General features: G+C 59.4%; 17 protein-coding genes. All 17 read right to left on the bottom strand.

What is annotated here, in order from left to right:
• Nucleotides 1–91: 91 nt before the first annotated feature.
• Entirely contained in the window at nt 92–1723 is a 1632-nt protein-coding gene (locus AC50YL_RS25910) for a response regulator (protein ID WP_494835781.1), read from the bottom strand.
• Nucleotides 1716–3503: a sensor histidine kinase gene (locus AC50YL_RS25905; protein WP_494835779.1), complete on the bottom strand. Its 1788-nt coding sequence runs from the start codon at nt 3501–3503 to the stop codon at nt 1716–1718. The genes AC50YL_RS25910 and AC50YL_RS25905 overlap by 8 nt, the downstream gene beginning before the upstream one ends.
• A gap of 151 nt (nt 3504–3654) precedes the next feature.
• A complete protein-coding gene (locus tag AC50YL_RS25900; protein ID WP_494835777.1) occupies nt 3655–4773 on the bottom strand; it encodes a peptidyl-prolyl cis-trans isomerase in 1119 nt (372 codons plus the stop codon).
• A gap of 91 nt (nt 4774–4864) precedes the next feature.
• A complete protein-coding gene (locus tag AC50YL_RS25895; protein WP_494835776.1) occupies nt 4865–7801 on the bottom strand; it encodes a golvesin C-terminal-like domain-containing protein in 2937 nt (978 codons plus the stop codon).
• A 4-nt stretch (nt 7802–7805) separates the two neighbouring features.
• Nucleotides 7806–9539, bottom strand: coding sequence for an S-layer homology domain-containing protein (locus tag AC50YL_RS25890; protein ID WP_494835775.1), 1734 nt, complete (start codon nt 9537–9539; stop codon nt 7806–7808).
• 229 nt (nt 9540–9768) lie between these two features.
• Complete coding sequence (locus tag AC50YL_RS25885; protein WP_494835774.1) at nt 9769–10281, bottom strand: hypothetical protein; 513 nt, start codon at nt 10279–10281, stop codon at nt 9769–9771.
• Entirely contained in the window at nt 10282–10608 is a 327-nt protein-coding gene (locus AC50YL_RS25880; RefSeq protein ID WP_494835773.1) for a hypothetical protein, read from the bottom strand.
• Nucleotides 10605–10937 carry a hypothetical protein gene (locus tag AC50YL_RS25875; protein WP_494835771.1) on the bottom strand — a complete coding sequence of 111 codons (333 nt, stop codon included), beginning with the start codon at nt 10935–10937 and terminating at the stop codon, nt 10605–10607. The genes AC50YL_RS25880 and AC50YL_RS25875 overlap by 4 nt, the downstream gene beginning before the upstream one ends.
• Nucleotides 10934–11233, bottom strand: a complete 300-nt coding sequence (locus AC50YL_RS25870; RefSeq protein ID WP_494835770.1) for a hypothetical protein — start codon at nt 11231–11233, stop codon at nt 10934–10936. The genes AC50YL_RS25875 and AC50YL_RS25870 overlap by 4 nt, the downstream gene beginning before the upstream one ends.
• Nucleotides 11230–12369 carry an SGNH/GDSL hydrolase family protein gene (locus AC50YL_RS25865; protein WP_494835769.1) on the bottom strand — a complete coding sequence of 380 codons (1140 nt, stop codon included), beginning with the start codon at nt 12367–12369 and terminating at the stop codon, nt 11230–11232. The genes AC50YL_RS25870 and AC50YL_RS25865 overlap by 4 nt, the downstream gene beginning before the upstream one ends.
• A 112-nt stretch (nt 12370–12481) precedes the next feature.
• Nucleotides 12482–16732 carry an OmpL47-type beta-barrel domain-containing protein gene (locus AC50YL_RS25860; RefSeq protein WP_494835768.1) on the bottom strand — a complete coding sequence of 1417 codons (4251 nt, stop codon included), beginning with the start codon at nt 16730–16732 and terminating at the stop codon, nt 12482–12484.
• A 159-nt stretch (nt 16733–16891) separates the two neighbouring features.
• Nucleotides 16892–18475 (bottom strand): ABC transporter substrate-binding protein, encoded by a 1584-nt coding sequence (locus AC50YL_RS25855; RefSeq protein WP_494835766.1) that lies wholly within the window; start codon nt 18473–18475, stop codon nt 16892–16894.
• Between the two features lie 154 nt (nt 18476–18629).
• Nucleotides 18630–19511, bottom strand: a complete 882-nt coding sequence (locus AC50YL_RS25850) for a carbohydrate ABC transporter permease (RefSeq protein WP_494835764.1) — start codon at nt 19509–19511, stop codon at nt 18630–18632.
• Nucleotides 19512–19522: 11 nt separating this feature from the next.
• Nucleotides 19523–20485, bottom strand: a complete 963-nt coding sequence (locus tag AC50YL_RS25845; RefSeq protein ID WP_494835762.1) for an ABC transporter permease — start codon at nt 20483–20485, stop codon at nt 19523–19525.
• A gap of 239 nt (nt 20486–20724) precedes the next feature.
• Complete coding sequence (locus AC50YL_RS25840) at nt 20725–23115, bottom strand: AraC family transcriptional regulator (protein ID WP_494835760.1); 2391 nt, start codon at nt 23113–23115, stop codon at nt 20725–20727.
• Nucleotides 23116–23269: 154 nt separating this feature from the next.
• Nucleotides 23270–23941: a TerC family protein gene (locus AC50YL_RS25835; protein ID WP_494835759.1), complete on the bottom strand. Its 672-nt coding sequence runs from the start codon at nt 23939–23941 to the stop codon at nt 23270–23272.
• A gap of 74 nt (nt 23942–24015) precedes the next feature.
• On the bottom strand, nt 24016–25875 hold the full coding sequence (locus AC50YL_RS25830; protein WP_494836022.1) for an ABC transporter ATP-binding protein: 1860 nt from the start codon (nt 25873–25875) through the stop codon (nt 24016–24018).
• Nucleotides 25876–25878: the final 3 nt, after the last annotated feature.

The following is a 25878-nucleotide window of genomic DNA, read 5'->3' as shown; positions in this document are numbered from 1 at the left end:
TGCGTCAGATACGAACAGAGATGACAAAGATAACGTTATTATGACAAACCCCCGCCGGGGGGCAGGGGTGGGATGGCGAGAGAGCGATTTCTCAGCCTACGAAGCCTTGATAGCGCTTTCGATATTCTTGCGGGGAGATGCCGACGGTCTTCTTGAACACCTTTCCGAAATAGGAAAAATTCTCGTAGCCGAGCGAATCGCCGATATCGCTGATCTTCTGGTTCGTCTCCGTCAGCAGGATTTTCGCTTGGTTGATTTTGGCCGAGATGATGAAATCCATCAGCGATTGCCCCGTTTCTTTCTTGAACAGGCGGGACAGGTACGCGGAGTTCAAGTAGACGTGCGAGGCCAGGTCCTCGCGGTTGACGTCGCGGATATGCGCCGCGATATACTTCTTCACCTTCTCGATGTTCGCGCGGTGATCGCCTTCGTGCTGGCTGAAATAATCCATCCCGGCCGTCAGCAGCCGTTCCGCCCAGCTCTTGAGCCGGGTGATCGAGCGCGTGGCGGCGCCTTCCCCGCCCAGCAGCTTGCCGCCGACCACTTCCTTGGCCGACCAGCCCTTGCGGTGCGAGACATGGTACACCATGTGCAGCAGCAGATAATAGACGCCCTCCAGCGATTCATGCGTGACCGGATGCCCGGCGAGCTCCCGGAAGGCCGCGTTCAGGCGGTCCAGCAGCTCCGCCTTCTTCCCGGACTCGAACAGCACGGTCCACTCGGCCCAGTCGATATAGACCGGCGCCTGCATCTGGCGCGTACCGGCGCGCTCGAACCCAATATCCCGCAGGAATAGCACCGATTCCGTCTCCGCGACGTTGCTCTGCTCCATCTCGAGCAGCGCGTGGTAGGTTTCCGTCAGCCCGCCGATCGCGGCCGGCTCGCCCACGTAACAGGACAAGCGGCAGTAGAAATACGAAGAAGAGGCCTGCATGTACGTTTTGCAAATCTCCGCGAGCGACCGGGTATCCGGCTCCCCCTCGTCCTCTCCGTTCTCGTACAGCAGGACGAACAGAATGCCGCCCGCATCCCGGATCACGGCGCCTTGGCGCGCGTCCAGGAACATTTCCTCCGCGCTCTTGAGCAGCGCGTATTCCAGGATTTCCTCGTCGCGCTTGCTGAACGCTTCGCGAAATTCCTCGACGCTGAGCAGGATCGGCCTGACCCGCGTCCGCGGCGTGATCGGCAGGCCGTAGTTCTCGATCGCCTGCGCGAGACGCTCGTCGGTCATCATGGCGCGCGCGCCGAGCACGTCGTGCCAGAACTTCTCCCACAGCAGCGGCTTCTGCGTCTCCCACAGCTGGGCGTATTTCTCGTACCGCTCCGAATATTGGCGCTTGTCGCGTTCCTGCCCCAGCTTCTCGCAAGCCCGCGAGACGACCTCGGCGATCTGCTTGTGCTTCACCGGCTTCAGCAGATAATCGAAGCTCCCCAGCTGCAGCGCCTGCTGCGCGTAGGCGAAATTCGCGTGCCCGGTGAAAAAGATCGTCAGCGTGTCCGGCCTATGCTCGTTGACCCATTCCAGCAGCTGCAGGCCGTTGCTGCCCGGCATCTCGATGTCGCATACGATGATGTCGATGGGATTCGCGCGCAGCTGCTCCATGGCCGTGCCGACCCCGTAGGCGCTGAACAGCCCCGTTACGCCGATGGACGGCCAGTCAATACAGTTCAAGATCGCTTCGACGGCGTACTTCTCATCGTCGACGACGAGCAAGTTATACATCGCTTTCTCCCCCTTCGAGTTCGGACTCGATCGGAATCCGAATGCTGACGATCGTTCCTTCCGGTTCCCTGCCCAAGAACGAGATCTCCGCCCGGTTCCCGTAGATCATGCCGAGCCGGCGCTTCACGTTCCAGATGCCGAGTCCGCCGGCGCCCTGACCCTCGCCGTCGGCGGCGATGCCGCTCTGGAGCCGCTGCAGCTGCTCCTGCGAAAGCCCGCGGCCGTTATCGGCGATCTCGATCGCGCAATCGCCGCTGCCGTCCGGCACCGGCCTGACGGAGATTGCGATGATGTATTGGCGCTCACCCTCCGGCATGCCGTGAATGACAGCGTTTTCGACAAACGGCTGGATGGTTAGCGGCGGCACGCTGCAGCGGGCGTAACGTTCCGGCAGCTCGATCTCGAAGGCCAGCTTGTCGGGAAAGCGCAGCTTCTGGATCTCCAGGTAATTCGTGATATGGTCGATCTCCTCGGCCAACGTGATGAACTCCCGGTGCGCGCGGGTGATGAAGCGGAAATAATCCGCCAGATGCTCGGTCATCTTCTCGACCAGCTCGTTCTTGCGAAGCGCCGAGAGGCTGTAGATGATGTTCAGCGAATTCAAATAAAAATGCGGATTGATCTGCGCCTGCAAATGCTTGAATTCGGCCTCCTGCTTCTTCAGCATGCCCTCGTAGACATCGATCTTGAGCCGGCTGATCTGGCCGACCATGCCGTTGAACGTGTCGATCAGGAACGAGAACTCGAACGTGGACTCTTCCCTCAGCCGTACGTTCAGGTCGCCGTGCATGATCCGCCTCATGCCCGACATCAAGGCCTGCATCGGCTGCAACAATGTCCGCTTCAGGAAGATCGAATAGAACAGGATGACGATCAGCCCGACGACCGGAATCAGATAAATCGCCCATTGAAAATAAAACAGCTGCTTCAGCAGGTCGTTCTCCGGCACGATCGCGATCATATGCACCGGAGCCTGGGCAAAGTCGGCGCTGACGGCCAAATACCCGAGCCCGTTGGACGACCGGTTGAACTTGCGGTACGCTTCGTCGCCCGGCTTCTTCAAGCTTCGCTCGATCTTGTCGACGTCGCCCGTGCTCAGCGACGTCGCGGTGAGCGGCACCCCGTCGTTGGAGACGAGCAGCTCCTCGAGCCCGTGATCCGAGGGCGCGGCGTTGAGCTCGTCGATCAGCTGCTCCGCCTTGATCAAGGCGCCGACGAACACGTCGGCCTCGGCGTCGGCGACCTGCTCCACGCGGACGAGATAATTCGTGCCTTGCGACTGGATGATGTTCCATTGATGCACCGCGCGCAGGTTTTTGTCCGCCATGTACTTGTCCAGCACTTGATGGTAGCGCTCGATCTCCGTGTAGCTGCGCTGGCTCGTGATGAGGCGCTTGGGCTTGTCCAAGTAGATGAAGAACGTATCCACTTCCTTGTAGGCGCCCTGGTCCTGATCGAACGATTGCAGCAGGGACTGCTTCGCGAAGAAGTAGTCGCCGCTTTCCTCCGGGTACGTTGAGAGCGTTAACAAATTCGGAAACGACGGATTGTTCGTTCCCAGCCGGAGCAGGTAGCTGATCGTCTGGCTGAGGACGATGTCTTTCTTGGCGGCTTGCGTGGAGATCAGATTGTTGTTGGACTGGGAGACCTGCTCCCGCACGACGTTCATCGCGTAATAATTGTTATAGAACAAGAACAGGATCAGCGGCACCGTCACGATAATAAAGCCGATGATGAATTTATAACGAAGCGTTCGTTTTTTCCGGACGACGACAATCACCCCGCACCTCCGTAATGCCTACCTGCCCGGGCGAATGGCCCGCATATCCATAGAGTAGCACACGGAATTAAAAAATACAGCCCGCCTCCTGGAGGAAACGGACTGCATGGATTCCATTAAATTCCAAATATTGCACAACTATAGCATTTTTTCATTGCGATTCAAGCTTCATCCGATCATAAATCGAATGATCGATTACGACCGCCGCGCTCGCGACGGCCTCGGCCACGCGCGCATCGTAGGCTTCTTCGGCCAGCTGCGTCGCGATGCCGTCCCGGACTTCCTCGAACGGATGGACCTTGCCTTGCGCGCGGTTCGTCGCGACCGCCAGGACATAAGCGCCGTTCTCCGCGAACATATCGGTATGCCGGCCGGCTTGAAGGTCCTGCATCTTCGAGGCGAGCACCGGCGTCCGAAGCGCCGCCCCGCGGGCGGTGTCGCCGTCCGCTTGGACGGCCGAGACCGTCGCTTGGCCCTCGAAACCCGCTGCCGCGTCGGCCGCGGACAGGCCGGCGTCGATCTTCTTCGCGATCGCCTTCATGACGGCCTCCGCCTCGGTCTCGGACAACGAGGAACCCTGCGCGAAGGAGACGGAGACGACGTCGGCGCTCACCGACGTCCGCTCCGTGAATTGGTCCGCGGCATGCGCCTCGTAATACGCGCGCAGCTCGTCGTCCGACCAGGTCATGCCGCCTTCCAGCTTGGCCTTGAGCGCGCCGATCAGATTGGCGTTCAGCAGGCTGTAATAAGCCGCTTCGCCGTACTGCTTCGGCCCGTACACGCCAGCCTCGCCATCGCCCGCTCCCGCCCTTCGCCGGTTCTCGGCCTTCAGCCGTTGCAGGAACGTCGCGTACGAGATATCGTCCGTCAATCCCTCCCGTTCGGCCATCGCTTGCTGCAGTTTGAGCTTCACGGTCTGCGCGAGCGCATCCCGCTTCAGCTTCCCGAGCGGGACTTCTCCCCCGAACGACGTCGTCCAGAACTCCGCGCCGGCGTCGGCATCATACTTCGCTTTGAAGTAGGCGGCCGTGGTCGCCCGTTGTTCCGACATTGCTTGCGCCAGCTCTTCCGATTCGATCGGCACGCCGTTGACGGTCGCGGCGATGCGAAGCCCTTGGCCGCCTCCCCTGGCATGCAGGAGCACGGCGGCCGCGATCGCCAGCAGCAGCACGGCCCCGGATAACGCGAGGACCTGAAGCCGCTTTCGGAGGAATATAGGCGCCGGACCTGCAAGCGGGCGCGTCGGCGTTTTCAAGGCAGCGTTTCCCATGTGCGAATCTTCCTTCCCGCGAGCGGCTTCAAGCCGGTTGATTAACCTTACGATGGAGACGAATGAAGCAATTTAGTCGAATCTGCCGTGATTAGTTCGGAAATACGGTGCCGGACGCGAGCGGATGCATCCGGTCCTTGCCATCCCATACGAAGGCCCGAATCGTCGCGCCTTGCGTATCGGCCGGCAGATTCAAGGTCGCGGTCAGCGTGCCGTTGCCGCCGCTCTTCACGTACGCGCCCTGCACGGCCGACAGCAGCAGGCCGTTCGCGTTGTACAGGCCGACGATCAACGTGACGTTCTGGTCCTTGGCCGTAAAATTGGCGACCGCAGCCGAGACGTTCACGACGCCGTTCGGCTGGAGCGACGTCACCGGAGCGCCGTCGGCATTCGCATAGACCGGCGCGAACACGGTCAATCCGCTGCCGATATAGACGGTCGCCGTATTGGTTGCGACCGTGCTGCCGTTCAAGGTCACGTTCGCTTGAATATGCGCCGTGCCTGCCGCGACCGCGGTCACTACGCCGTCGCTCGATACGGATGCGACGGATGGGGCATCGGAAATGTATTGCACAGCGAAACCGTCCGCCTTCAGGTCAAGCGCCAATCCCGTGTCGTCCGTCCCGATGACGTTCAGCGCCGACGTGCCGCCGACTTCCAGCTGCCGCGCCTCCGGAGTCAGCGTCGCCTGCTTGATGCCGGCCGCTCCGAAATCGGCCAGGTATTGGAACTTCACGGCATCCCCGACGACTTTGTCGTCGGACAGGTCGCTGAGCGCGACGGAACCCGCCGCTCCGGCCTTGAACCGATGGATGCCGAGCAGCACCCAGCTTCCTTTCGCCGCGGTGTACTCGTTGACGCCGTACGACTTCGAGCCGCCGTCGAACATGACGTCGAAGGCCGCGTTCGTCGACCAGACGTCGCCGGAGCCGCGCTGCGGAAGCCAGTAATACACCGCATAGTATCCGTCATGCGGCAAAGTCGGCGTCCACGTAATCGTCTTGGATCCGCTGCCGTTGCCGCTGTACAGGTAGCCGGTGCCGACGGAAGATCCGCCCGTGCCCGCCGACCAGGTTCCGTCCACCGCTGCCGCCGGATCGTCCACGACGACGGCCGCCGCCGTCGTCCGGGCATCAATCGGAGCGCTCGCTTCCGACGCGTTGCCGGAGAAATCGCGGACCACGACATAGAAGGAATAATCCGTCTCGGCCGTAAGTCCCGTCAGCGTCGCGGTATTCTTCATGATGACCGAGGCAAGCTTCGCATCGGTCGCCGCGTCGTAGACGTCCGCGTCCGTCGGCACGCCGTTATCGTCCGACGTCCAGGACAGCGTCACCGACGTGTCCGTCCGGCTCTTGACCTGCAATCCGGTCGGTTGGGCCGGCGCCGTCGTGTCCGCGATCGTGCTGGCCGGGTCCTCGAACAACCCGATATCCGGCGAACCCGCGTAGAGCGGATTGCCGAACATATCCTTGCCGCCGTTATCCGCGACGATCCGGCCTGCGCCGATCAGCGGGGAATTGGCGTTCAGCTTGAAGCCCGCCGTCTTGTCCATGCCGTCTCCGCCCGACGGGTCGACGAACATCGGATCGTCCGTCAGGTTGCGCAAGCCCTGGCTCGGCGGGGTCGCGCCGAAGAAATCGTTGTTGTAGAACGCCGGAGCCGCCGGATAAGGCGCGTTGCCTTGCGTCGTATAGAAAATGTTGTTGACGTAGGTCGTCTTCGGGTTGTTCGACAGGATGACGCCGCCGTTTCCGATGTCGTTGTAGAAGACGTTGTTGTAGAAGACGCCCGGGTCGCTCACTTCCACGGTACGCCCAGAGGAGCGGTTGTGCATGTCGTTGCGGCTGACGTTGTAGCGGTAGTAGTTGGTCCCGTTCGTCAATTGGCCCATGTCCATAACGAATCCGCCCGTGTTGTCATGCGAATAATTGTATTCGAAGACATGGTCGCCCTGCGCTTGGATATCCGTATCGAACGCCGAGGAATCCGCCGATGCGGCATTCAGGAAATGCACGCGGGCGACCTCGTTGTGACGGAACGTCGCGCCGTTCGACTTCCATACCCAGATGCCGGCGATCCATTTGAAATCGTAGGAATTGATGCCGACGTCGTACACGGCGTTGTTCTCGATGATCGGGTTATGGGCGACGCCGACGACGATGCCGTCGGAGCCCGTCTTGTTGATCGTGTTGCCCCGGATGATCACGTTCTGGTGATACATCGCGAGATCGTTCTGGTAGCCGTCCATGTTGATGCCGATCGTGCGGATATCGTGGATGTTGTTGTTCTCGATCAGCAGGTCTTTGTAGTAGCCGTGCTTGTCGGGGTCGACGTTCTCCCACTCCCAGGCGTTGACCATGATCGCCGCGTTGAAGTTCTTGTTGATCTTCGTCTCGGGATTGTCGTTGTCCGGATCGTCCACCCAGTCCTCGCCGCTGACCGACAGTCCCGTCACGTCGTGGATGTCCAAGCCCTTCAATTGGATGCCGCTCATCGGCCCGTTGTGATAAGCCATGAGCCACACGCCGGAGCGTTTGTGGAACACGGTCTTGTAATCGTCCGGAGCCGCCGCGTTGTAGTTCGTGATCTCGATGTTCTCCAGCGTGACGTACTGCTGGTTCTCGATCTTGACCGCGGCATCGAGACCGCCGCCGTTGATGACCGGCTTCGTATCGCCGCCGTAAGAGCTGACCGTGATCTGCGCGTCCGGGCTGCCGGAGAACTTCATTTCGAACCGTTCGTTCCACACGCCGCCCGATTTCAGCAGGATCCGATCGCCGGGGTGGAATGCGCCCATGCCGCCTTCGACGCTGACGTGTTGGAGCGTCTTCCACGGATGATCCGCGTCCGTCCCGGCGCTCGCGTCGTCGCCCGCGGCGGAATCCACGTAATAGATCGCGCCCGCTTCCGCCGACGCATCCGCCGACGCCGTCCCGGACGCATAACCGCCGAGCCCGGACATTTGCAGCGTTAACGCGGCCGCTATCGCCGTCAGGGCAAACTTCCATCGCTTGCTCGCTGTCATTCCCTTAACCTCCCTCAGTCGTCTTGGCATCCAACATTCTCATCAACAATTCGGCCGCTTCCGCGCGGGTGGCGATTCCGTTCGGCACGAACGAATTGTCGCCTCTTCCGTTCACGAGCTTCCGTTCCGCGGCCATCGCCACGTACGGACGGGCCCACGCAGGGATGGCAGCTGCATCGGCAAATGCAGGCGCCAGCGCCGCATTCGGCTCCCAGCCCAGCGCGCGGACCGCCATCGTCGCAAGCTCGGCGCGGGTAATCTGCCGGTCGGCTCGGAACGTGTTGTCCTCGTAGCCGGAAATCCAGCCCGCCGCAACCGCGCTGCCGACCGCGTCGGCCGCCCATGCCGGTATGCTTGCCGCATCCTTGAATTCGAGCGCTCCGCCCGCTTCCGGCTTAAGGGCCCGGCTCAGCATGACCGCGAATTCGCCCCGCGTTACCGGACGGTTCGGCAGGAAGGTGCGATCCTCGTATCCGTTCACGATGCCGAGCTCCGCGGCCCGCTTGATCGCGGCTTCCGCCCAATGGCCGGAAATATCGCGCAGGACCGGCGCCTGGCCGTTGTCCGGGCGGTCGTCTCCGCCCGTTCCCGGCTGATCCCCGCTGCCTCCGTCCGTGCCGGTAGCCGGCGGCGGCGTAACAGGCGGACCGCCCGTATATGGCGGCGTCGCCGGGACGGGATCGCCCGGCGCGAACGAGAACGTCGCGCTCGCCGGGCGGGTAACGCCATCCCCGCCCACGGTCGCCGTATACGTCCCGTCGGCATAGCCATTGCCCTTCGTGATCGGGAAGACGAAGGCATAATTCCCCGCGGCGTCGCTCTTCGCCTGTCCGACGTAAGCGGTCGTTCCGTTAGGATCGGCAACCAGCAGCGTCACGTCCTTGCCCGCCGCGCCCGTCGTCCGGCCGGACACCGTGATTTGATTGGAATCGCTTACACTTACTTGCGCGGTAATGTTGCTTTCGGGAGCCGTGCCGGCCTCCAAATTGGCCATTCCCCATAAGCCGCGGTTTTTCTTCACGGATTCTCCCGTCGTCGTCCAGCCCCACTGTCCCCTGCCGCTGGAGCCGCCGTCGTTCAAGACCGCGTTCAACCGGATTTGCTTATGGTCCCATGGCTCCGTAATGCCGAGCTCGCTAAGCGGTACCGCGGCTTCGAGCGTATAGCTCTTCTTGTCCGCCGCTCTCTTCGCCGCCAACTGGAAGGCCGGGAACGTGAACTCCGAGCCGCGATAGAGGTACGATTGCGGACCGTTGCTGACGCTTCCGCTGAGGACGAGCTGGACGTCGCTTGCCAGCATCGTGTTGGCTTTGTCCGGGAATTGGCTTAAATCCACGTCCTCCGTGCCGATGAACAGCTCCATGTTGTCTCCGTCCCAGATGCCGCTGCCCGTCTTCTCGTTGATCATCGGCGTGGGATCCTGCACGATCGCGCCTATGTAAAGATTGTCGGCGTCGTAGCGAAAGTAGATCTCGGCGCCGTGGGCGTTTCCGTCTCCGTCCGTGATTCCGTTCAGCGCGATGGCGTTCGCATCGCCCCACTCGCCGCGTACGTCCACGACTCCGTCGACCGAAATCGCATCGTGCGCCTGCATGATCGTCGTGGCGCCCAACGTGCCGCCCGAACCGCCCCCGGCTTCCGCGCCGGCTTGCATCGGCGCCGCAAGCGACCCGCCCAAGCAGCCCAGCGCCAGACTCATGAGGCTCAGCGTCTTCAGCCCAGTGAACTTTCTGCTCATTCCTTCATCTCCTTTTATCTCTGAATCGACCTGACATGCATCCTAAGGATACCGTTCGCTTTCCGGAGTGACTATGAAGGAATGTGCCGATGTTAGCGTTTTTATGACTTCCTCGAATCGCGCGAAAAAAAACAGGAATTCCGGCGGATGCCGAGACTCCTGTTTGCGTCTGCTTTATTCCCGGGCGCCCCTGCCGGCGTCGGCACGAATTCGGTGTCGAAACGAACGGTCAATCGTTCTTTCTTTCGGCCTGCATGACCGCGGTTGCGCGCGGGTTTTGCGGGCCGATGCGATCAAACTCGAGGTCCTGCCACCCTAACCGATAGGCCGGCGAATCCGGCCGCAGCCGGTAATCCCCCTCGGCTAGGTTCGCGAACAACGGATCGGCCAGTACGGTCCGAGCATCGAAGCGCCCGTTATCGAGCTTCCTCCGCGCCTCGAACGTATAAATCGACCGCTTCCGAAAATCGGTTCCCGCCGCCGCCAGCGGCAGCTCCCCGCCGATCAGGCAGGCTAAGCCGCCGTTCCAATAGACATTGCTGTCTGCGAATGCGTAGCGATCGGGAGCCCAATTCACGAAGTAGTACAGCATGCAATCGAAAACGATATTGTTCTCCACGCGCACCAGCTTATTGGCTTCGCCCGCCATCTCCATCGTTCCGATCGCGGCGATCGCATCCGGATTTCCCACCAGCAGATTGTTGCGGATCCCGTTACCGATGCCCTTCGCGAATATGAGCATTCACAGCCGGCCGCTCCCCGTCGCGTACAAACCATGCATTACATTGTTCGTGACCGCGAATCCGTCGGAGGCATCGTCGAGGTGGATGCCGAAGCCGAACAAGAAGTGGATGCCGCTGTCGTGCAGCCAGTTGCCGTGAATGACGTTGCCGAGACCGACGCCCCACGATTCGATCAACCCGCCGTCCTGACTGTCCTCCATCACCTGCGAAATATCGTTGTACGCAATGCGGTTATTGCGCGCGTGGAGAAAATCCCAATGGTTCTCCCAGGTGACCGGAATGCCATAGAGGCTGGCAGGCATGGATTTGTGACGGAGACCTTTCATGGAAATCCCGTACCTCGGCATATGGGCGATGCGGTTATGCGATGGCCGCCGTTGGTACCGGAGGCTTCCGCCGAAGCGAAGTCCCCTTGCCCCGGCGCGAACCCGGTAGCGATAACGCCGCAGTAGCCCATATCCGATAACCGGTTATGAACGATGGTCGTCTGCTCCGCGTAATGGTCCAGATAGATGCCGCAGCTGCCCGACATCGCGATGTCGCAGCACTGTATCGTCACCTTCCGGGCATGATTCGCATAGATCAATCCCTCCCGCTGGGCGGCGATTTCCTCGTTCTCCCGCGGCATGCGGAATTCCGCGAAGGTATCCGTCATCTGCAGCGAAAAGCCCTCAATGCGAACTCACGCAGCGGATGATCGGCGTCCGTTCCGTTCAGCTCGATCAGCCTGGTTAAGCGCGGCGCGCAGACGGAACCGTCAGGCGGCTGACTTCCGTCCATCGGCCAGTAGTAGAGCATGCCTGCTTCCTCGTCCAGATGAAACCGGTCGGGCGACTTCAAAAAATCAACGGCCTTCTGCGCCCGGTTCAACGTCCGAAACGGCCGTTCCGCGCTGCCCTCGCAGGCATCGTCGCCTTGAAGAGCAACGTAAAATGCAATCTGCCCCGTCATGCATGAACCATAAAATAAAGCATGCGAACGGAAAGGCCCGTGCTGGACGCGGGCTTATCGGCTGCGATCCGAATGTCTACCGCATGCCTGCCGGGCATCAGATCCTCCGCGAGCAGGACGGTTTTCGGGCGGTAAAACTGCGTGCATCTCGAATCAAAGAGCGATATCCGCTCGTAAGGGCCCCCATCGATCGCGTATTCGATGTCGCCGAGGTCCATGCCGGCCAACACCACGAAGCCGACTGCGGATCCGGTGAAATTCAATCTGAAGCTTGCTCCGGCCGTTTCTCCGATCAGGGCCTCGTCAGGCAGCTTCCAATAACAAACCCGCTCGAAGATCCAAGGGCGCTCATGCCGCCAGTCCGGAGAAGGCTCCGCCGAACCGGGAGAAAGCAGCTCCGCATGCTCATAGCACGAGGGTTCCAGCGGCAGCGGCAGGACGGCGGCTTCATCAGGACCGGCGCTGCCGTCCGACCGATGTCCGAGCGTTTCCTGCAGAAACGCTTCGACGAGGCCGCCGTACAGGCTGAAGCCCGCATCGTTCGGATGCACCTCGTCGCCGCTGAAATCCTCCCACCGCAGCTCGCCGGCCGCAATGCCCTCGTAGATGCTCCGTGCGATCGAGACGGAGGGAAGCCCGTAATACGCCGCGACTTCCTCATGGTGTTCGATCGCGGGCTGGACCCTGCCCTTCTCGCGAAACAGCTGCAAGCCGGACGTATTCGGCGAGTATAGAAAACAAATATCCATCCGCGGATTCGACCGCTTGGCCTGCCGCACGATTCCTTCCATGGCCCGGAGCGACGCCGTCCGATCGCCGGCATCGTTCACCGCGAATTCGACGAACAACAGATCGACCGTTCCTTGCTTCAGGACATGCTCCCGGAATCGATAGGCGCCATAGACCGAATCCGTCCCTCCGACGGCCGCATTCACGAACGTGAACGCAACCTCGGGGTACCGACGCATCAAATATTGCTCCGTCAGCGCGCGATAGCTGGTGCGATCCGCGTGCGAGGCTCCCGCGCCTTCCGTGACCGAGCCGCCGATAAACGCGACCGTGAACTTTCGCGCGCCTGCCTGCAGCTTCTCGGCTGCATGATCTAAGCCTGCGCGCAGGCGATAGTTTACTCGCATGTCATTTCCTCCTACGTAATAGACTCGGCAAAGGTCCCCGCGAAAAAAGGACGATCCCGGGATCCGCGTAGATCCCGGAACAGCCCTTTACTTCCGAAGCAAAAGCAACTAGCTAGTTCACGCGAACGACCATGACTTCGCTGGAGGTCGACCCTGCATCGTTCTCGATCTCGCACCGATACTCGTAGACGCCCGCAGGCCGGCCCGCGATCGGCGTTGCGGCCGATTGTGCCTGCGGCGTAAGATCGGCGAGCGTCTGCGTATCGATCAGCGCGCCGTTCTCGTACAGACGGTAGGTCGCGCCGTTCGTGCCCCACCACATGTTCATGTTCACGTTGAAACTGCCGTCGCCGTCCCAATCGTCATTGGAGAGCACCGGTTTGGCCGGCGCCGCCTGCGCGACGTTTACGGTCAGATCGTCGCTTCTCGTCGTACCGTAAGCGTTGGTAAGCTCGGCATAGTAGCGGTACGTGCCGTTTTTCCTGCCGCTCACGGACTTGACGGCGGATTGCGCGTTCGGCGAATCGTCGGTCAGCGTTTGCGTATCGATCAGCACGTCGTTCTCGTACAGCTTATAGACGTCGCCGTTATTGCCCCACCACATATTCATGGCGACCGCGTAGCTTCCGTCCATAATTCCCGTATCGTACCCGTTATCGCTCGATAGGACGGGTTTTCCCGGCGCGCCTGTGCTTCTAATCGCAATGTTCGACACCCCAGCCGTGACCGTTCCCGGATGGCCGGCGTTGTCTACGAACTCGAACGTAAAGCTGCCGTTGCTTTGGAATGTATAGCTGCCCGATCCTCCGTTGTTGGTGACCGTTACCTGCTCGCTTGGCGCGATCGTCGCGACCACGCTGCCGGAGGTTGGCGCTGCGGTGCTGTACCCGACTTCCGCCGTCGGCGCCGTCCTATCGATCGGAATGGTTAACGTTCGCGCTTCTTCCGCGTTGCCCGCGCTGTCCGTCGAACGATAGCCGATGACGGTACGGCCTTCTTGATCGACCATGAACGGGCTCTCGTATGGTTGCCAGGTTTCCCCGTTATCCAAACTGTACTCGCTGTCCGCCGCGCCCGACTTGCCGTCTTCCGCCGTCAACGTTACGGTGACCGGCCCAACGTACCAGCCGTTTTGTCCGTCCGGCTGCGCCGGAGACAGGGCCGCCGTCGTCACGGGCGCCGTCGTATCGGGCGATTCGATGCTTCCGATCGCGATCGGCGAAAGCGGCGTCGACCCGTACACTTCGAAATACCCTTCATCCTGAATCGGATTGTTCGTGTCCGTCCAGTTGACGACCTCGGTCCCGTCCACGTTCATGATGACTTGCACGCCTTCGTGCGTATCGATCGCTCCCAGTTGAACCGTATGCCATATGCCGCTCTGCAGAAACGTATTCGGTATGCTCTTCACGATCAGATTGCCGCCATACCACTTCTGCACTTCGATGACGGCCGTCTTCACCACGATCAAGTACTGGCTGTTCGATTCCCATGCCGGCTTGTTCGTATTGGTCGCCCGTATGCCGAAAGCCTGCAGGCCATTGGACGTATCGAGTTTCGCCTTGAACCGCACGATCTCGTTATGCTTGATTTTGGCTCCCGTATAGCCAAATACTGTCCGAGCCGTCGCCGGCGTAAAAACGACACTGTCGCCCGAGAAATTCAAGCTGCCCGGATCGGCATCCCAGCCCGCTTGGTCGTCTAGCATGTCGTTCACGTCGACGATCACGGTAGCGTCCAAATTATGGGACGATCGGAAGGCGACGATTGCGGTATTCAAGGTGCGCACCGCACCGTCGACCGCATCCTCCGATGCATTCGAATCGGCCGCGGCCGTCTGCCCATCCTGGATGACGGACAGCAATTCCGCTTTGGAGCCTGCGGGATACTGGCCGGGCTCGCTTCCTTCCGCCGCGCCGTCATACAGCGCCTGCGCAGTGGATATCGCGGCGTTCAGCTTCGTTTTGTCCACGTACATGCCCGGCGGGGTCAATCTCGTTTTGAATTCATCCGCGAACATGTCGTCCACGTACAAGTCCGCGAGCGAGGTGCCGGTCTGGACATAAAGATTGGCGGCGGTAATCGGGGCGGCCAGATTAAACGTATAGGTGCGCGTCAATTGCGCCCATGACATCGAATTGATCGGGTTCGAAGCCAGCTGGATCCAAGACGTTTGGCCTCCGCTGACGACTTCAAGCACCATGTAGGCCGAATCGGTTCCGGAACCCAATTTCGCAAAGGCGGAAAACGTGTACGTTTTGCCGTTTTCGATCGGCAGACTTTGTCTTGCGCTGTTGGATGCGCCGGTGCGGTTGTATACTTTCAACGAAGACGTGCCGCTATGGGCATCCGGGGCGGTCGCGATCGCGCCTCCGGCCGCATGCCAGCCAGCCGTTCCTTGTTCGAAGCCGGGATTCGAAACCTTGTTCGTCGGGCTGCACGAGCTTCCGTAGCCGTTGAAGTTGCAGCCCGGGACCCAATCGTATTGCCCGAATTCATACGCGCCTTGATCCGGCGCCGCGCCGCTGTAGCCATCCGTGATCCCCGGCACGGCCGCTCCCGCGTTAATGGCAGGCGATCCGGTCTGCAGATGGAAATTAGACGTCGTCCCGTCGACGAATAACGGATTTGCCGGAGGAGTCAGATTGTTAACAAACATCGATCCGCCCGGCATCGGATCCGTCGGTCCGAGGAATATATTGTTTTGCACGACGGTGTCCGCCGAGTTGACGACTCCCGCGGAACCGATGCTTTTCGTTTGGCCGCCTCCGAGCGTATTGTTGTACACTTTATTGCCTTGGCTCTTGCCGGTGGTCAAGCCGTTCAATATCATGCCTGCGCCGTTGTTGTTCCAAGACACGTTATGATGAATGAGGAATTGCGACGCGCCGTTGTCGATATAGATGCCTACGCCGCCGCCGGATTTGTCGTCATGCACCCAGTTGTGGTCGATGCTCGATCCGGTTCCGAGCGTGGAGCCGCAGCACGTGTAGAAGCCTCCCAGATCATTGGCGATCAAGCCATAATTGTAAATGTTGTTGTACGCGACCCGATTGCGCAGTCCGCCGCCGATCATGCCGTCGCGGCCGGTATTATAGATCGTGTTGTACGTGGCGGTCACGTCGACGCCGGCCCCCAGGAACCGGATAGGCGAATTGTAGGTGCCGGCGTAATTGACGTCGTGAATCAGATTGTTCGTAATGACGTTGAACCGGCCGATCTGCGCCACGCCATTGCCCGCGCTGTAGGCGATCGTGCTGTTTTTGAGCGTGTTCGTCAACCCGTCCATGATGATTCCCGTATCGTAATTATGCGAAGCATAAGGACCGTTCCTCGGATCGTCGGGAATCTCGATATAATGCGAAGGATACTGCGCGTTGATGCCGTCGATCACGTTGTTTCTGCTGGCGCTGTCCGTGAATATCGTCGTCGCGAACAAACGGAAGCCCTTGATTTGCACGAAGGAACGGCCGGCAAGATCGAACCCGTATTGGCGCTGCTTGACTTGAACCGTATGGGTCGACGGATCGGTATTGTCGGTCGTTTGCAAGTAGAGCGTTTGCGAGTCGCCGTCATAATGGAATTCGGACGGCGCATCGAGGAAGGGCAACGAGCCGAACAGGAAATAGCGGCTGCCGGGCTTCGAACACAGGCTCGCGCAGCCGGCCATCGGCTGATTGAACGTAAAGGAGCCGGGCGAGCTCGCCGAGATCGTGCCGGAATGAGCCGTAAATTGCGCGCCTCCCAAAATCCACACCTTCGTGCCCGTCAAATCCAGATTCGGCAAATGGGCATCGTACACCGTCTCGGTCGAGGTCCCCGTCGTCGTATTCGCCTCGGCTGCGGCCAGAGTCGGATACATCAGCTGACCGCTCGTATTGGGCCAGCGGGCCTGCGTCATCATGCTGCCGTCCACGAACAATTGATTGGCGAACAGCGCCGGGTTCAAGGCGATGTTCGTTTGATAAATGCCGGTACTGCCGCTTTTCGGCGTCCACCCGGACGTCACGATATCCGTTCCGTCAACGGTCACGCTTTCGTTCTGATACGGCTGGAACGTGATCGGGGCTGCGGCCGTACCGGAGCCGGCCGGCTTGACCGTTTCCCGGTAAACCCCTGCGCGAACGGCGCACGTATCTCCGGGAGCCGCGATGGCCGCGCATTTCTGAATCGTCAGGAAGGGCCCGGCAGAGCCGGATACGAAGTCCGCGGAGGTTCCGTTCCAGCTGTCGTTTCCGTTCTTCGCCACGTAATAAACGGTCGGAGACGCTTGAGCGGTGTCGCTCGCAAAAACAAAACCCGATAGCAGGATTGCACCTGCCAACATCATCAAGCCGAATTTCGGTAAGCGCTTTCCAATCATTGAGGAGACGCTTCCGGGAAGTGTTGCCTTCATCAACTTTTCCTCCTTTTGTTTTCGCTTCGCACCCTTTCGGCCATGCGCTTATACCTTGCCTATAGAAACGGACACTCGTTAGGGATGCGGCTCTCCTGCAATCGAACGAATGTCCGTCCTCTGACACTACTTGCCGTTCTTCGCGGCCCAATCCGCGAGCTGCTTGTTCAGCTCGGCTTGGATTTTGTCGCTGCCCGCTTTCTTCAGCGCATCCAGATACTTCGGCAGCACTTCGTTCGGATCGGCCGTTCCCGTCTCGAGCGGCACCGCGTACTCCGCCTGCACGGCGGCGACGGCGGCGACTTCCGTCTTCAAGCTCGAATCGTCGAATTTGAAGCCGTTGATCGGATGAATCTCGGCTTGTTCGTTCAGCTGCTTCGTCTGCCCGAAGACGTCGGTCGGCTGGCCCGGACGCAGCAGGCCGTTGAATTGATTGCCGAACACCCAATCCACTTGCGGCGCATAGGTCGAGTTCTCGACAGGGGTATACACGCCGTTCGCCACGGTGTAATGCTTGCCTTCGATACCGTAGCAGAGCAGATCATAGAGCTTCTTGTCGTTGTTGACGAGCTCGAGCAGCATCAGCGCCCGCTCCGGATTCTTCGAGGCTTTGCTGATCGCGTTCATCGAGGTCGTGACCCCGGTGAAGAGCGGATCGGTAATGGCCTTCCGGACGACCTCGTTGCCGCCGTTCTTGGCCGGATAGCCCGCTTCGCCGCCCGGCTTGAAGGTCACGTCCGTCATGACGGCGATGTTGCCCTTCGCCATCAATTGGTTGAAGTCCTTGACCGTCGCCAGGTCGGAGTAGATGTATCCTTTCTGATACCAGTCGTGCATCAAGTCCAGATAGGCCTTGTACTCCGGCGTTTGGCGTTTGTCCACGCTCTTGTGCGGGTCGTTCTTGTAATACGTGACCGGACCGTAATCCCGCAGGTTCCCGTCGATCGGACCGTTATTGCCCGCTTGGAAGGCGAACGGCACGACATCCGGCTCGTTCTTCTTGAGCGTCTCCAGGAACGGCGCAAGGTCGGCCTCCGTCTTCACGCTGTCGATATCGAAGTTGTACTTGTCGACGAACCGCTTCTGGAAGACGAAGCCGAAGGAAGTGGCCGCGACCTGATAGCTCGGCACCGCATAGATCTTGCCGTCCGTATCCGCTTTCACGTCTTCCCAGAATTTCGCCGGCATGAGGCTGCTTAACGTCTGCGGCGCGTATTTCGGCAGCAAGTCGTCGATCGCCAGGAAGGCGCCCTTCTTGACGTTCTCGTTGTATTTGAGCAGCCAGGACCCCGTCGTCCAGACGATATCCATCTTCTCGTTGGATGCGATGGTCACGTTCATCTTCTGATCGTAGCTGCCGAAATCGACCGGCTTCAGCTTCACCGTGGCGTTCAACTTGGTATTGTCCTTCAAGTATTGATTGACCGCGTCCTCGACTTCCTGCTGGCCGGGCTGCTGCGCGCTTACCCCGTAATACCAGGTAAGCTCGACCGGCGGCAGCGCATCGTTCTCCGCGTCGGCCTCCGGAGCCGGCGTATTCGTATTGGCGGACGTGCCGTTGTCCGCTGGCGCATTATTGGCTGTGCCGTTGTCCGCCGGCTTGTTAGTGGCCGTCTCGTTGTTCGATTTGCTGCTGCACCCCGTCAACGCGATCATCAGTACGACCGCGAACAACGAGAGGCGGAATGCCTTCTTCTTCAACTGCTTCATCTGTATGAAACCTCCCTTAATCGAACCGTGCTTGTATGAAAATAATAACATGGGCAGCAATCGGCCAGCGTGCCTTCCCTCCTTTCGTCTGGCTTGCCCCTCCGTTATTAGACCCACCCGAATAGCAGCTTGCCGGTCTTGTCTGTACCTGCCGTCAACCCTTAAGCGAACCGACGGTCAACCCCTGCACGAAGTAGCGCTGGAAGAACGGGAAGACGAGCATCATCGGCCCGGCGGCCAGCACCACCATCACCATGCGCGCGGACATCGTCGGGAACTGGGTAATATCGAGATCCGGGATGCCGAGCAAGGCTAAATTCTGCGTCATCACTTCCATGCTGTTCATCATGCGGACGAGCAGCAATTGCAGCGGAACCAGGCTCTGCTCGTCGATGAACAGCAGCGCGTTGAACCATTCGTTCCAATACCCGAACGCGATCAGCAATCCGATCGTCGCAAGCGCCGGGGTGGAGAGCGGAATGATGACGGTGAAGAATATCCGCCACTCCCGCGCGCCGTCCATCTTGGCCGACTCGATGATTTCCATGGGGATTTTCGCGAAGAAGCCTCTTAGGATCATGACGTTCCACGCGCTGAGCAGCCCCGGCAAAATCATCGCCCACAGCGTATCCTTGGCATGCAGGTACTGCGTCATCAGCATATAGAACGGGACGAGTCCCCCGCTGAACAGCATCGTAAAAAACACATAGAAGCTTGTTAGATTCTTATACTTGTAGTCCGGCCGGGATATCGTGTACGCCATCATTGCCGTCATCAGCAATCCGGCGGCCGTGCCGAGCAGCGTCACCAGCGCCGTAACCCCGTAGGAGCGGAGAATGACGTCGGGCGCCTTGAAAATATACCGATAGGCGGTCAGCTCGAACGCATCCGGAATAAACCGGTAGCCGTTCCGGGCAAGCGAAGCTTCGCCCGTGAACGAAACCGAGATGACCAATACGAACGGGATGATCATCAGCAGGCTTAGCAGGATAAAGCACGAGTTGATGACGGCGGCCGTCTTCTTGCTGTGACCCACGCGGGCACCTCCTAGAACAGTGCGTTCTCGTTATTGATTTTGCGTACGATGTAATTGGCGGCGAGGACGAGGACGAACCCCACGACGGATTGGTAGACGCCCGCTGCCGAGGACATGCCGATGTCGCCGAGCATGCGCAGGGACCGGAACACGTACGTATCGATGATGTCCGTGGTCGGCAGCGCGAAGGCGGAATCGTTCGGAACGAAATAATGCAGGCCGAAATCGCCCCTGAATATATTGCCGATCGCCAGAATCAGCATGATGGTCATCAGCGGCAGCAGCAGGGGCAGCGTAATCTTCCGCACCATCTGGAGCTTCGATGCCCCGTCGATGCGGGCCGCCTCGTAATAGTCCTGATTAATGCCGAGCAGCCCGGCAAAATAAATCAGCGTCGCGAAGCCGATGCTTTTCCACTCATGCGCGATGACCAGGATGTACGGCCACGGACCCGATTCGAAGTACCACTTGCGCGGCGCTAGTCCGAAATAACCGAGCAGCTGATTCAGATAGCCCGATGTATTGTCGAGGAACGCCAGCGCGATGTACCCGACCACGACCCAAGACACGAAATACGGCAGGAACAGCACCGTCTGATGAAGCTTGACCCAGTTCTTCCCCACTTGGGTAAGCAGGATGGCGAACGTCACGGCAATCAGCATGCCGACGACGATGTAGGTCAAGGAATAGAGCACCGTGTTGCGCGTGATGCGCCAGGCGTTCTCGGAGGCGAACAGGAACTCGAAATTTTTGAGGCCGATCCATTCGCTGCCCAGAATGCCCTTGTCGTAGCGGTAGTTCTTGAAGGCGATGACGATGCCGAACATGGGAACGTACGAGAAGATGAATAAATAAATCAAGCCCGGTACGGACAAACTGAACAGCTCGCCGTGCTTGAACCTCCCTTTGCGCTTCCCGCGAACAATAGTCTTTTCCGCCGGCGGACGCTGCAGCTCCGCTTCTTTGGTAATCATGCCCTCTTCTTCTCCTTTCCGTCTGCTTTCTCGTTCATAGCCCCATTCTGGGCCAAAATACGGGCCGGGGAGAAGTCCAAAATCCCGTTTCCGTTCCAAGATCGGCGTCCGATATCGCATTAAACGTCCTCATCGGCGTAAATGGGCCGATGCAGCGTCAACTAAGTCCCAAGGATCATGACGCACGGCAAAAAACCGTCCATCCGGACGGTCCAGGCTGTTTATGTCGAGGCCAAGCTTCACTCCATCAGACTCCGCTTGATCCGATACTCCTTCGGCGTCGTGCCGTATTTGTTCTTGAACAGGCGGAAAAAGTTGCTGCGTGTTCCGAACCCGATTCGCTCGATGAGGTCGTTGATGGTATAATCGCCCTGCTCCAAATAATCCACGGCTTGGCGGAGCCTGACGTCATTGATGTATTCGGCGACGGAGAAGCCCTGGTGCTTCTTGAACAGCTTCCCGATATAGTCGGGCGACAGCTTCATCATATCTCCGATCATCTGCAGGCCGAGATTCGTATCCGCGTAGTTTTGCCCGATGATGTCCCTGATCGCGTCGGCGAGAATTTCGTTCCGCTCTTGCTCCGGGCTGCGCTTGCTCTCGTTCATTCCCCGGTACATGTCGAGCAAGATTCGTTTCATGTCCTCGAGCGACGGGCAATCCATGATCTTCTGATTGATGTCTCCGAGCTCGCCCTGCAGCGAGACGATCCGGAACGCATTGATCTCTTTCATCACCTGCTTCATCAGGATAAAGACATGCAGCACCATATAGACCATGTAATCGTAATTCAGCGCAGCGATGAAGCCGAAGATTTTATCCAGCGTCTTCTCGAAGGCTTCGTCCTGATTCGACTTCATGCTCTCGATCAGCTTCTTCTCCAGCTCCGGAGGCAGTGCGGCTTCCGCGCTGCCCAGATTATCGCGGATCATAGACGGCGTAATGATGGACTGTCGGCCGAACGCGAGCGTATACCTGATCTGCTGCAGGCAGGAAGCATAATGATGGTGCAACAATCGGTACGCAGGAATGTCTTCGCTCAGCGCGGCGGAGAAGGTCGTCCGGTACATCTTCGCGATGACATCCTGAATCTCCGCGATTTCCTGCCGGATATGTCCGAGCGTGGAGACCGATACGTCCGGCAAGCTGATGATGGCCGCCACATGGTCGTTCTTCAATTCAACGGTTTCGATCGGATAGGTTCGGGCGAGCAGCTCCTGCGCGATGTTCGCGACCGCAAAGCTCAGCAGCCTGCGATCCGGATCGTCCTCGCGGCCGGAAACATCGATCCGTTCGTCAAGCTTCATGACGCAGAGCAGGTATGGACCTTCATCATCGATCATCAGCTTATGCGCGTGAATGAGCTCGCTCAAGTCCTCGCGCGGCATGGCCGCGCCGTCCGTCATGATTTTCCGTATGGAATAAGAACGAACGATATGCCGCGTCGTGACTTGCTCGCTCCTGGCCGACAGCAAGCGGTTTCTTGTTTCCTCGTAGATGCTGGACATATAGGACAGCTCGTCGCCGTCCGGCGGCTTCGGTCCCGCTTCGTCATCGGAGCCCTGCCGAACGAAGCTCACCAGCTTGCCGAGCGGCCGATACAGCCGGTGGGAGATGCCGAGCGTGGCGAGCAAGGCAAGCAGCAGGAAGACCGCCGTCAGGACGATCGACGTATTTTTCAACGCATCGGCTTTGCTGACCAGCGTATCGTAGGACTGAATGCTGATCAGCGTCCAGCCGTTGATTCCCGTGCCCAGATAATTCACGATCTTCGGCTTGCTGCCGAGCGCGTATTTGAAGGTTCCCGTATCCTCCGCTTGCTCCCGATGAACATGCGTCAAGATCTCCTTTTTCAAGGCTTCGTCGACGGGGGGCGCAGCCGAATCGGGCGACAGGATCCTGCCGTCATCCGCCAAGATGAATACATTCTCGTTCTCCTGCCAAGCCAGCTGATTGATGAGCTTGATATTGTCGAACAGCCATTGCGGCCTGATGTTCAGCACGAATACGCTCTCGCCTTGCCGATACCCGATGGAATCGTAATCAAAGATCGAGAAGACATCCGCCCGGTTCCCGTCCTCGCTTAGACTCATCGGTACCATTTCCAGCTTGGGCAGCGGCTGGTTTCCCGTGAACATCGCCCTCATATTGGCGTAAATCGGCGCATCCCGTTCCTGCACGGCCGGATCCCCGCCCCACAAGAAACGGTCCGTCTTCGCGTTATAGATCATGATGGAGTGGATGAAAGGCGTATAGTCCGCAAACTTGTCGATCCGCGACCGCTTCGTCAACGTATCGAAAATATCGGAATCCTCGCTCGCCGTCATCAGCGGAATGATGTCGTTATCGTAATAGAGCGACATCGCGAGCCGCTGGATCACGTCGTTCAGATAGGTCATGTTGAATTTGATTTGGGAGAGGACCTTCGTATTCGCCTCCCGCTGCATGGTGAGAATGATCTTCTCGGCATTGATATAGAGCGTGCCGGAAAAAACGACAAGCAGCATCAGCACCAAGACGGAGAAGCTGAGAACGATGCGCTGGAGATATTTCTTCGATCGATACATCCGAAGGATATTCATCGTTGTTCCTTTCCCGATTGGCCGGTCCTCGTTCGCGGTTTTACTCAAATCATGACATACTCCCGGTCGTACATCCACTCCGAAATCCCGATTTCAGTCCAAAATCCGGCAGGATAGACGGCACGACAAAAAAGGGCGATCCGCCGGTCGGCCTCTCGGCCGCCCGAACAAATCACCCTTGATTAAACGCCTGTGCTTCGTCTTACGCTTCCTGCACCCGCGAGCGCGTGCGCTTCTGCAGCACGTAGCCGACCGCGATGACAAGGATGCCGCAGAGGAACGGGAAGACGTCGTCCGCCCATCCCGCGATCTTGCGAATCGCCGACGCCAGCGTCTCGTTCTCTTCGAGCATCTCGCCGGCGGTATAGCCGAGAATGCCCGCGCCGAGGAAGACGAAGATCGGAAACTTGTGCAGGACGACCATGATCAGCTGGCTGCCCCACACGATGATCGGAATGCTGAGCGCGACGCCGATCGCCATGATCCAGATCTGGTTGTTCGCGATGGACGCGATCGCCAGCACGTTGTCGAGGCTCATGATGAAATCCGCCACGACGATCGTCCGGACGGCCTTCACCAGCGACTGCGCGCCTTCTATGTCCTTGCTCTCGCCGTCGTCCTTCAGCAGCGACACGGCGACCCAGAACAATAACAGCGCGCCCGCGATCTGAATGAACGGGATCTTCAGCAGGTAAACGGCAACCACCGTCAGCACGATCCGCAGTCCGACCGCGGCAAGCGCGCCCCACCAGACCGCCTTCTTTCGGTTTTCCGGCGGCAGGTTGCGGCTCGCCAGCGCGATGACCACGGCGTTATCGCCGCTCAAGACGAGGTTAACGAGCAGTATTTCCAATATCAATAGCAATAGTTCCATCTCATTAACTCCTAACCGGTGCCTTTGATCGAAAGCAGCTTATTATCTCACAATTCGATCCAGCTTGTCTATTTTCATCCGGCTTCGATCGCGGCGCCGTCCGCGCGTCCCGGACGATGCTTCCCGTCTGCGTTCCCTTGCGAATGCCGGTAGAGCTCGTCGTAATAACCGCCCGCGGCAAGCAGCTCGCGGTGCGTGCCTTCCTCGACGATCTCGCCCTGCCGCATCACGATGATCCGGTCCGCGCCCATGATCGTGGACAAGCGATGCGCGATGACGAGCGTCGTCCGTCCTTCGGAGACGACCGCGAGCGCCCGCTGGATAAGCTGCTCCGAATGGGAATCGAGATTCGCCGTCGCTTCGTCCAGAATCAGGATGCGCGGCTTGAACACGATGATCCGGGCAAACGAGATCAGCTGCCGCTCGCCCGCGGACAGCCCGCTTCCCCGCTCGGAAAGCATCGTCTCGTAGCCGTCCGTCATGCCGGCAATGAGCGCGTCCGCGCCGACCAGCCTGCAAGCTTCGACGACTTCCTCCCGCGAGACGGAGTCGTCGAACAGCCGGACATTGTCGACGATGCTGCCGGAGTAGAGGTACGGCTCCTGCTGCACGAGCCCGATCAGCCGGTGCAGTTTCTCCTGCTGCATGTCGCGGACGTCGATGCCGTCGATCGTCACGCTGCCTTCCTTCACGTCGTAGAAACGGCAGAGCAGGCTGATCAGGGAGCTCTTGCCGGCCCCCGTCGTGCCGACGATGCCGATCATTTCGCCCGGACGCACGTGCAGGTCCAGACGGTGGATGACGGGTTGGCCGTCCGCATAACCGAATTTTACCCCATTGAAATCGATTTGACCCTTCACGGCGGATAAATCGAACCTCGCGCCCTGTTTGTCCTGCACCTCGGGCACCGTGTCGAAGATCGACCAGATCCGGTTCATCGACACCGAGGCGGACAGCAGCGTATTCCACTGCTGCGTGATCGTATTGATCGGCTGGAAAAACTGGCGGATATACGTAATGAACGCGAACAGGACGCCGAACGGAATGGATTCCCCCAGCACCGCGTTGCCGCCGAGCCAGGTGACGAACGCGACCGACAGGTTGCCGAGCATGTCGAACGAACGGTTGAACAGCACGTTGGTCCGGATCTCGCGCAGGTTGGAGCGGAAGTACGTCTGATTGCGCTCGGAGAACTGCTTCTGCTGCTCCTTCTCTTGATGGAACACTTGGATGATGTGCATGCCCGCGAGATTCTCCGCCACGAACGCCACCAGCCGGGAGAGATTCGTCCGCGCCATCTGGTACGTCTTGCGCATGTACGAGCGGAAAGCGATGGCGTTGAGCGCGATGATCGGCAGCAAGATCAGGCAGTACAGCGTCAGCCGCACGTCGAGCTGGAACATCAGCACGATGATGAACACCAGCGTCAGCCCGTCGCGGAGCACGCTCAGCAGCACTTGGCTGAAGAATTGGTTGATCGTCTCCGTATCGCTCGACACATGCGTGATCAGGCTGCCGCTCGGCACCCGGTCGAAATACGACATCGATTGTTTCGTAATATGGCGGAACAAGTGCTTGCGGATGGCTCCGACGATGCTCTGGCCGGCCTTTTGCAGCAGATTGTTCTGCAGGTACGTGAACAGGAAGCCGCCGACCGAAAGCAGCAGGTAGATGCCCGCGATCAGGAAGAGCATGTTGGCGTTCGCGTCGCCCTTCGTGAGATAGTCGTCGATGGCGATCTTCACGAGGTACGGCTGCATGAGATCCGCCGTGATCGCCAGGATGATGCAGCCGAACACCGCCAGAAACGTCTTGCGATGCGGTTTCGCGTAATTGTACAGCCCTTTATAGGCGGAGCGGTTATGATTCGGCGTCTTCGGCAGCGTAGGGTCCGTCTTGGCGCTGCGGTCCGACTTCGTCTTCAGGTCGTCCATTGT

The sequence above is a fragment of the Paenibacillus sp. J22P277 genome, assembly GCF_059383675.1.
Note: the sequence above shows the minus strand (reverse complement) of the source record. Positions and strands in the feature narration are given on the sequence as shown.

Excerpts from the sequence above, each read along its gene's own strand:
- AC50YL_RS25910 (WP_494835781.1), bottom strand. The coding sequence starts at position 1,723 with ATGTATAACTTGCTCGTCGTCGACGATGAGAAGTACGCCGTCGAAGCG.
- AC50YL_RS25900 (WP_494835777.1), bottom strand. The coding sequence starts at position 4,773 with ATGGGAAACGCTGCCTTGAAAACGCCGACGCGCCCGCTTGCAGGTCCG.
- AC50YL_RS25895 (WP_494835776.1), bottom strand. The coding sequence starts at position 7,801 with ATGACAGCGAGCAAGCGATGGAAGTTTGCCCTGACGGCGATAGCGGCC.
- AC50YL_RS25890 (WP_494835775.1), bottom strand. The coding sequence starts at position 9,539 with ATGAGCAGAAAGTTCACTGGGCTGAAGACGCTGAGCCTCATGAGTCTG.
- AC50YL_RS25885 (WP_494835774.1), bottom strand. The coding sequence starts at position 10,281 with ATGCTCATATTCGCGAAGGGCATCGGTAACGGGATCCGCAACAATCTG.
- AC50YL_RS25880 (WP_494835773.1), bottom strand. The coding sequence starts at position 10,608 with ATGAAAGGTCTCCGTCACAAATCCATGCCTGCCAGCCTCTATGGCATT.
- AC50YL_RS25875 (WP_494835771.1), bottom strand. The coding sequence starts at position 10,937 with ATGACGGATACCTTCGCGGAATTCCGCATGCCGCGGGAGAACGAGGAA.
- AC50YL_RS25870 (WP_494835770.1), bottom strand. The coding sequence starts at position 11,233 with ATGACGGGGCAGATTGCATTTTACGTTGCTCTTCAAGGCGACGATGCC.
- AC50YL_RS25865 (WP_494835769.1), bottom strand. The coding sequence starts at position 12,369 with ATGCGAGTAAACTATCGCCTGCGCGCAGGCTTAGATCATGCAGCCGAG.
- AC50YL_RS25860 (WP_494835768.1), bottom strand. The coding sequence starts at position 16,732 with ATGATTGGAAAGCGCTTACCGAAATTCGGCTTGATGATGTTGGCAGGT.
- AC50YL_RS25855 (WP_494835766.1), bottom strand. The coding sequence starts at position 18,475 with ATGAAGCAGTTGAAGAAGAAGGCATTCCGCCTCTCGTTGTTCGCGGTC.
- AC50YL_RS25845 (WP_494835762.1), bottom strand. The coding sequence starts at position 20,485 with ATGATTACCAAAGAAGCGGAGCTGCAGCGTCCGCCGGCGGAAAAGACT.
- AC50YL_RS25835 (WP_494835759.1), bottom strand. The coding sequence starts at position 23,941 with ATGGAACTATTGCTATTGATATTGGAAATACTGCTCGTTAACCTCGTC.
- AC50YL_RS25830 (WP_494836022.1), bottom strand. The coding sequence starts at position 25,875 with ATGGACGACCTGAAGACGAAGTCGGACCGCAGCGCCAAGACGGACCCT.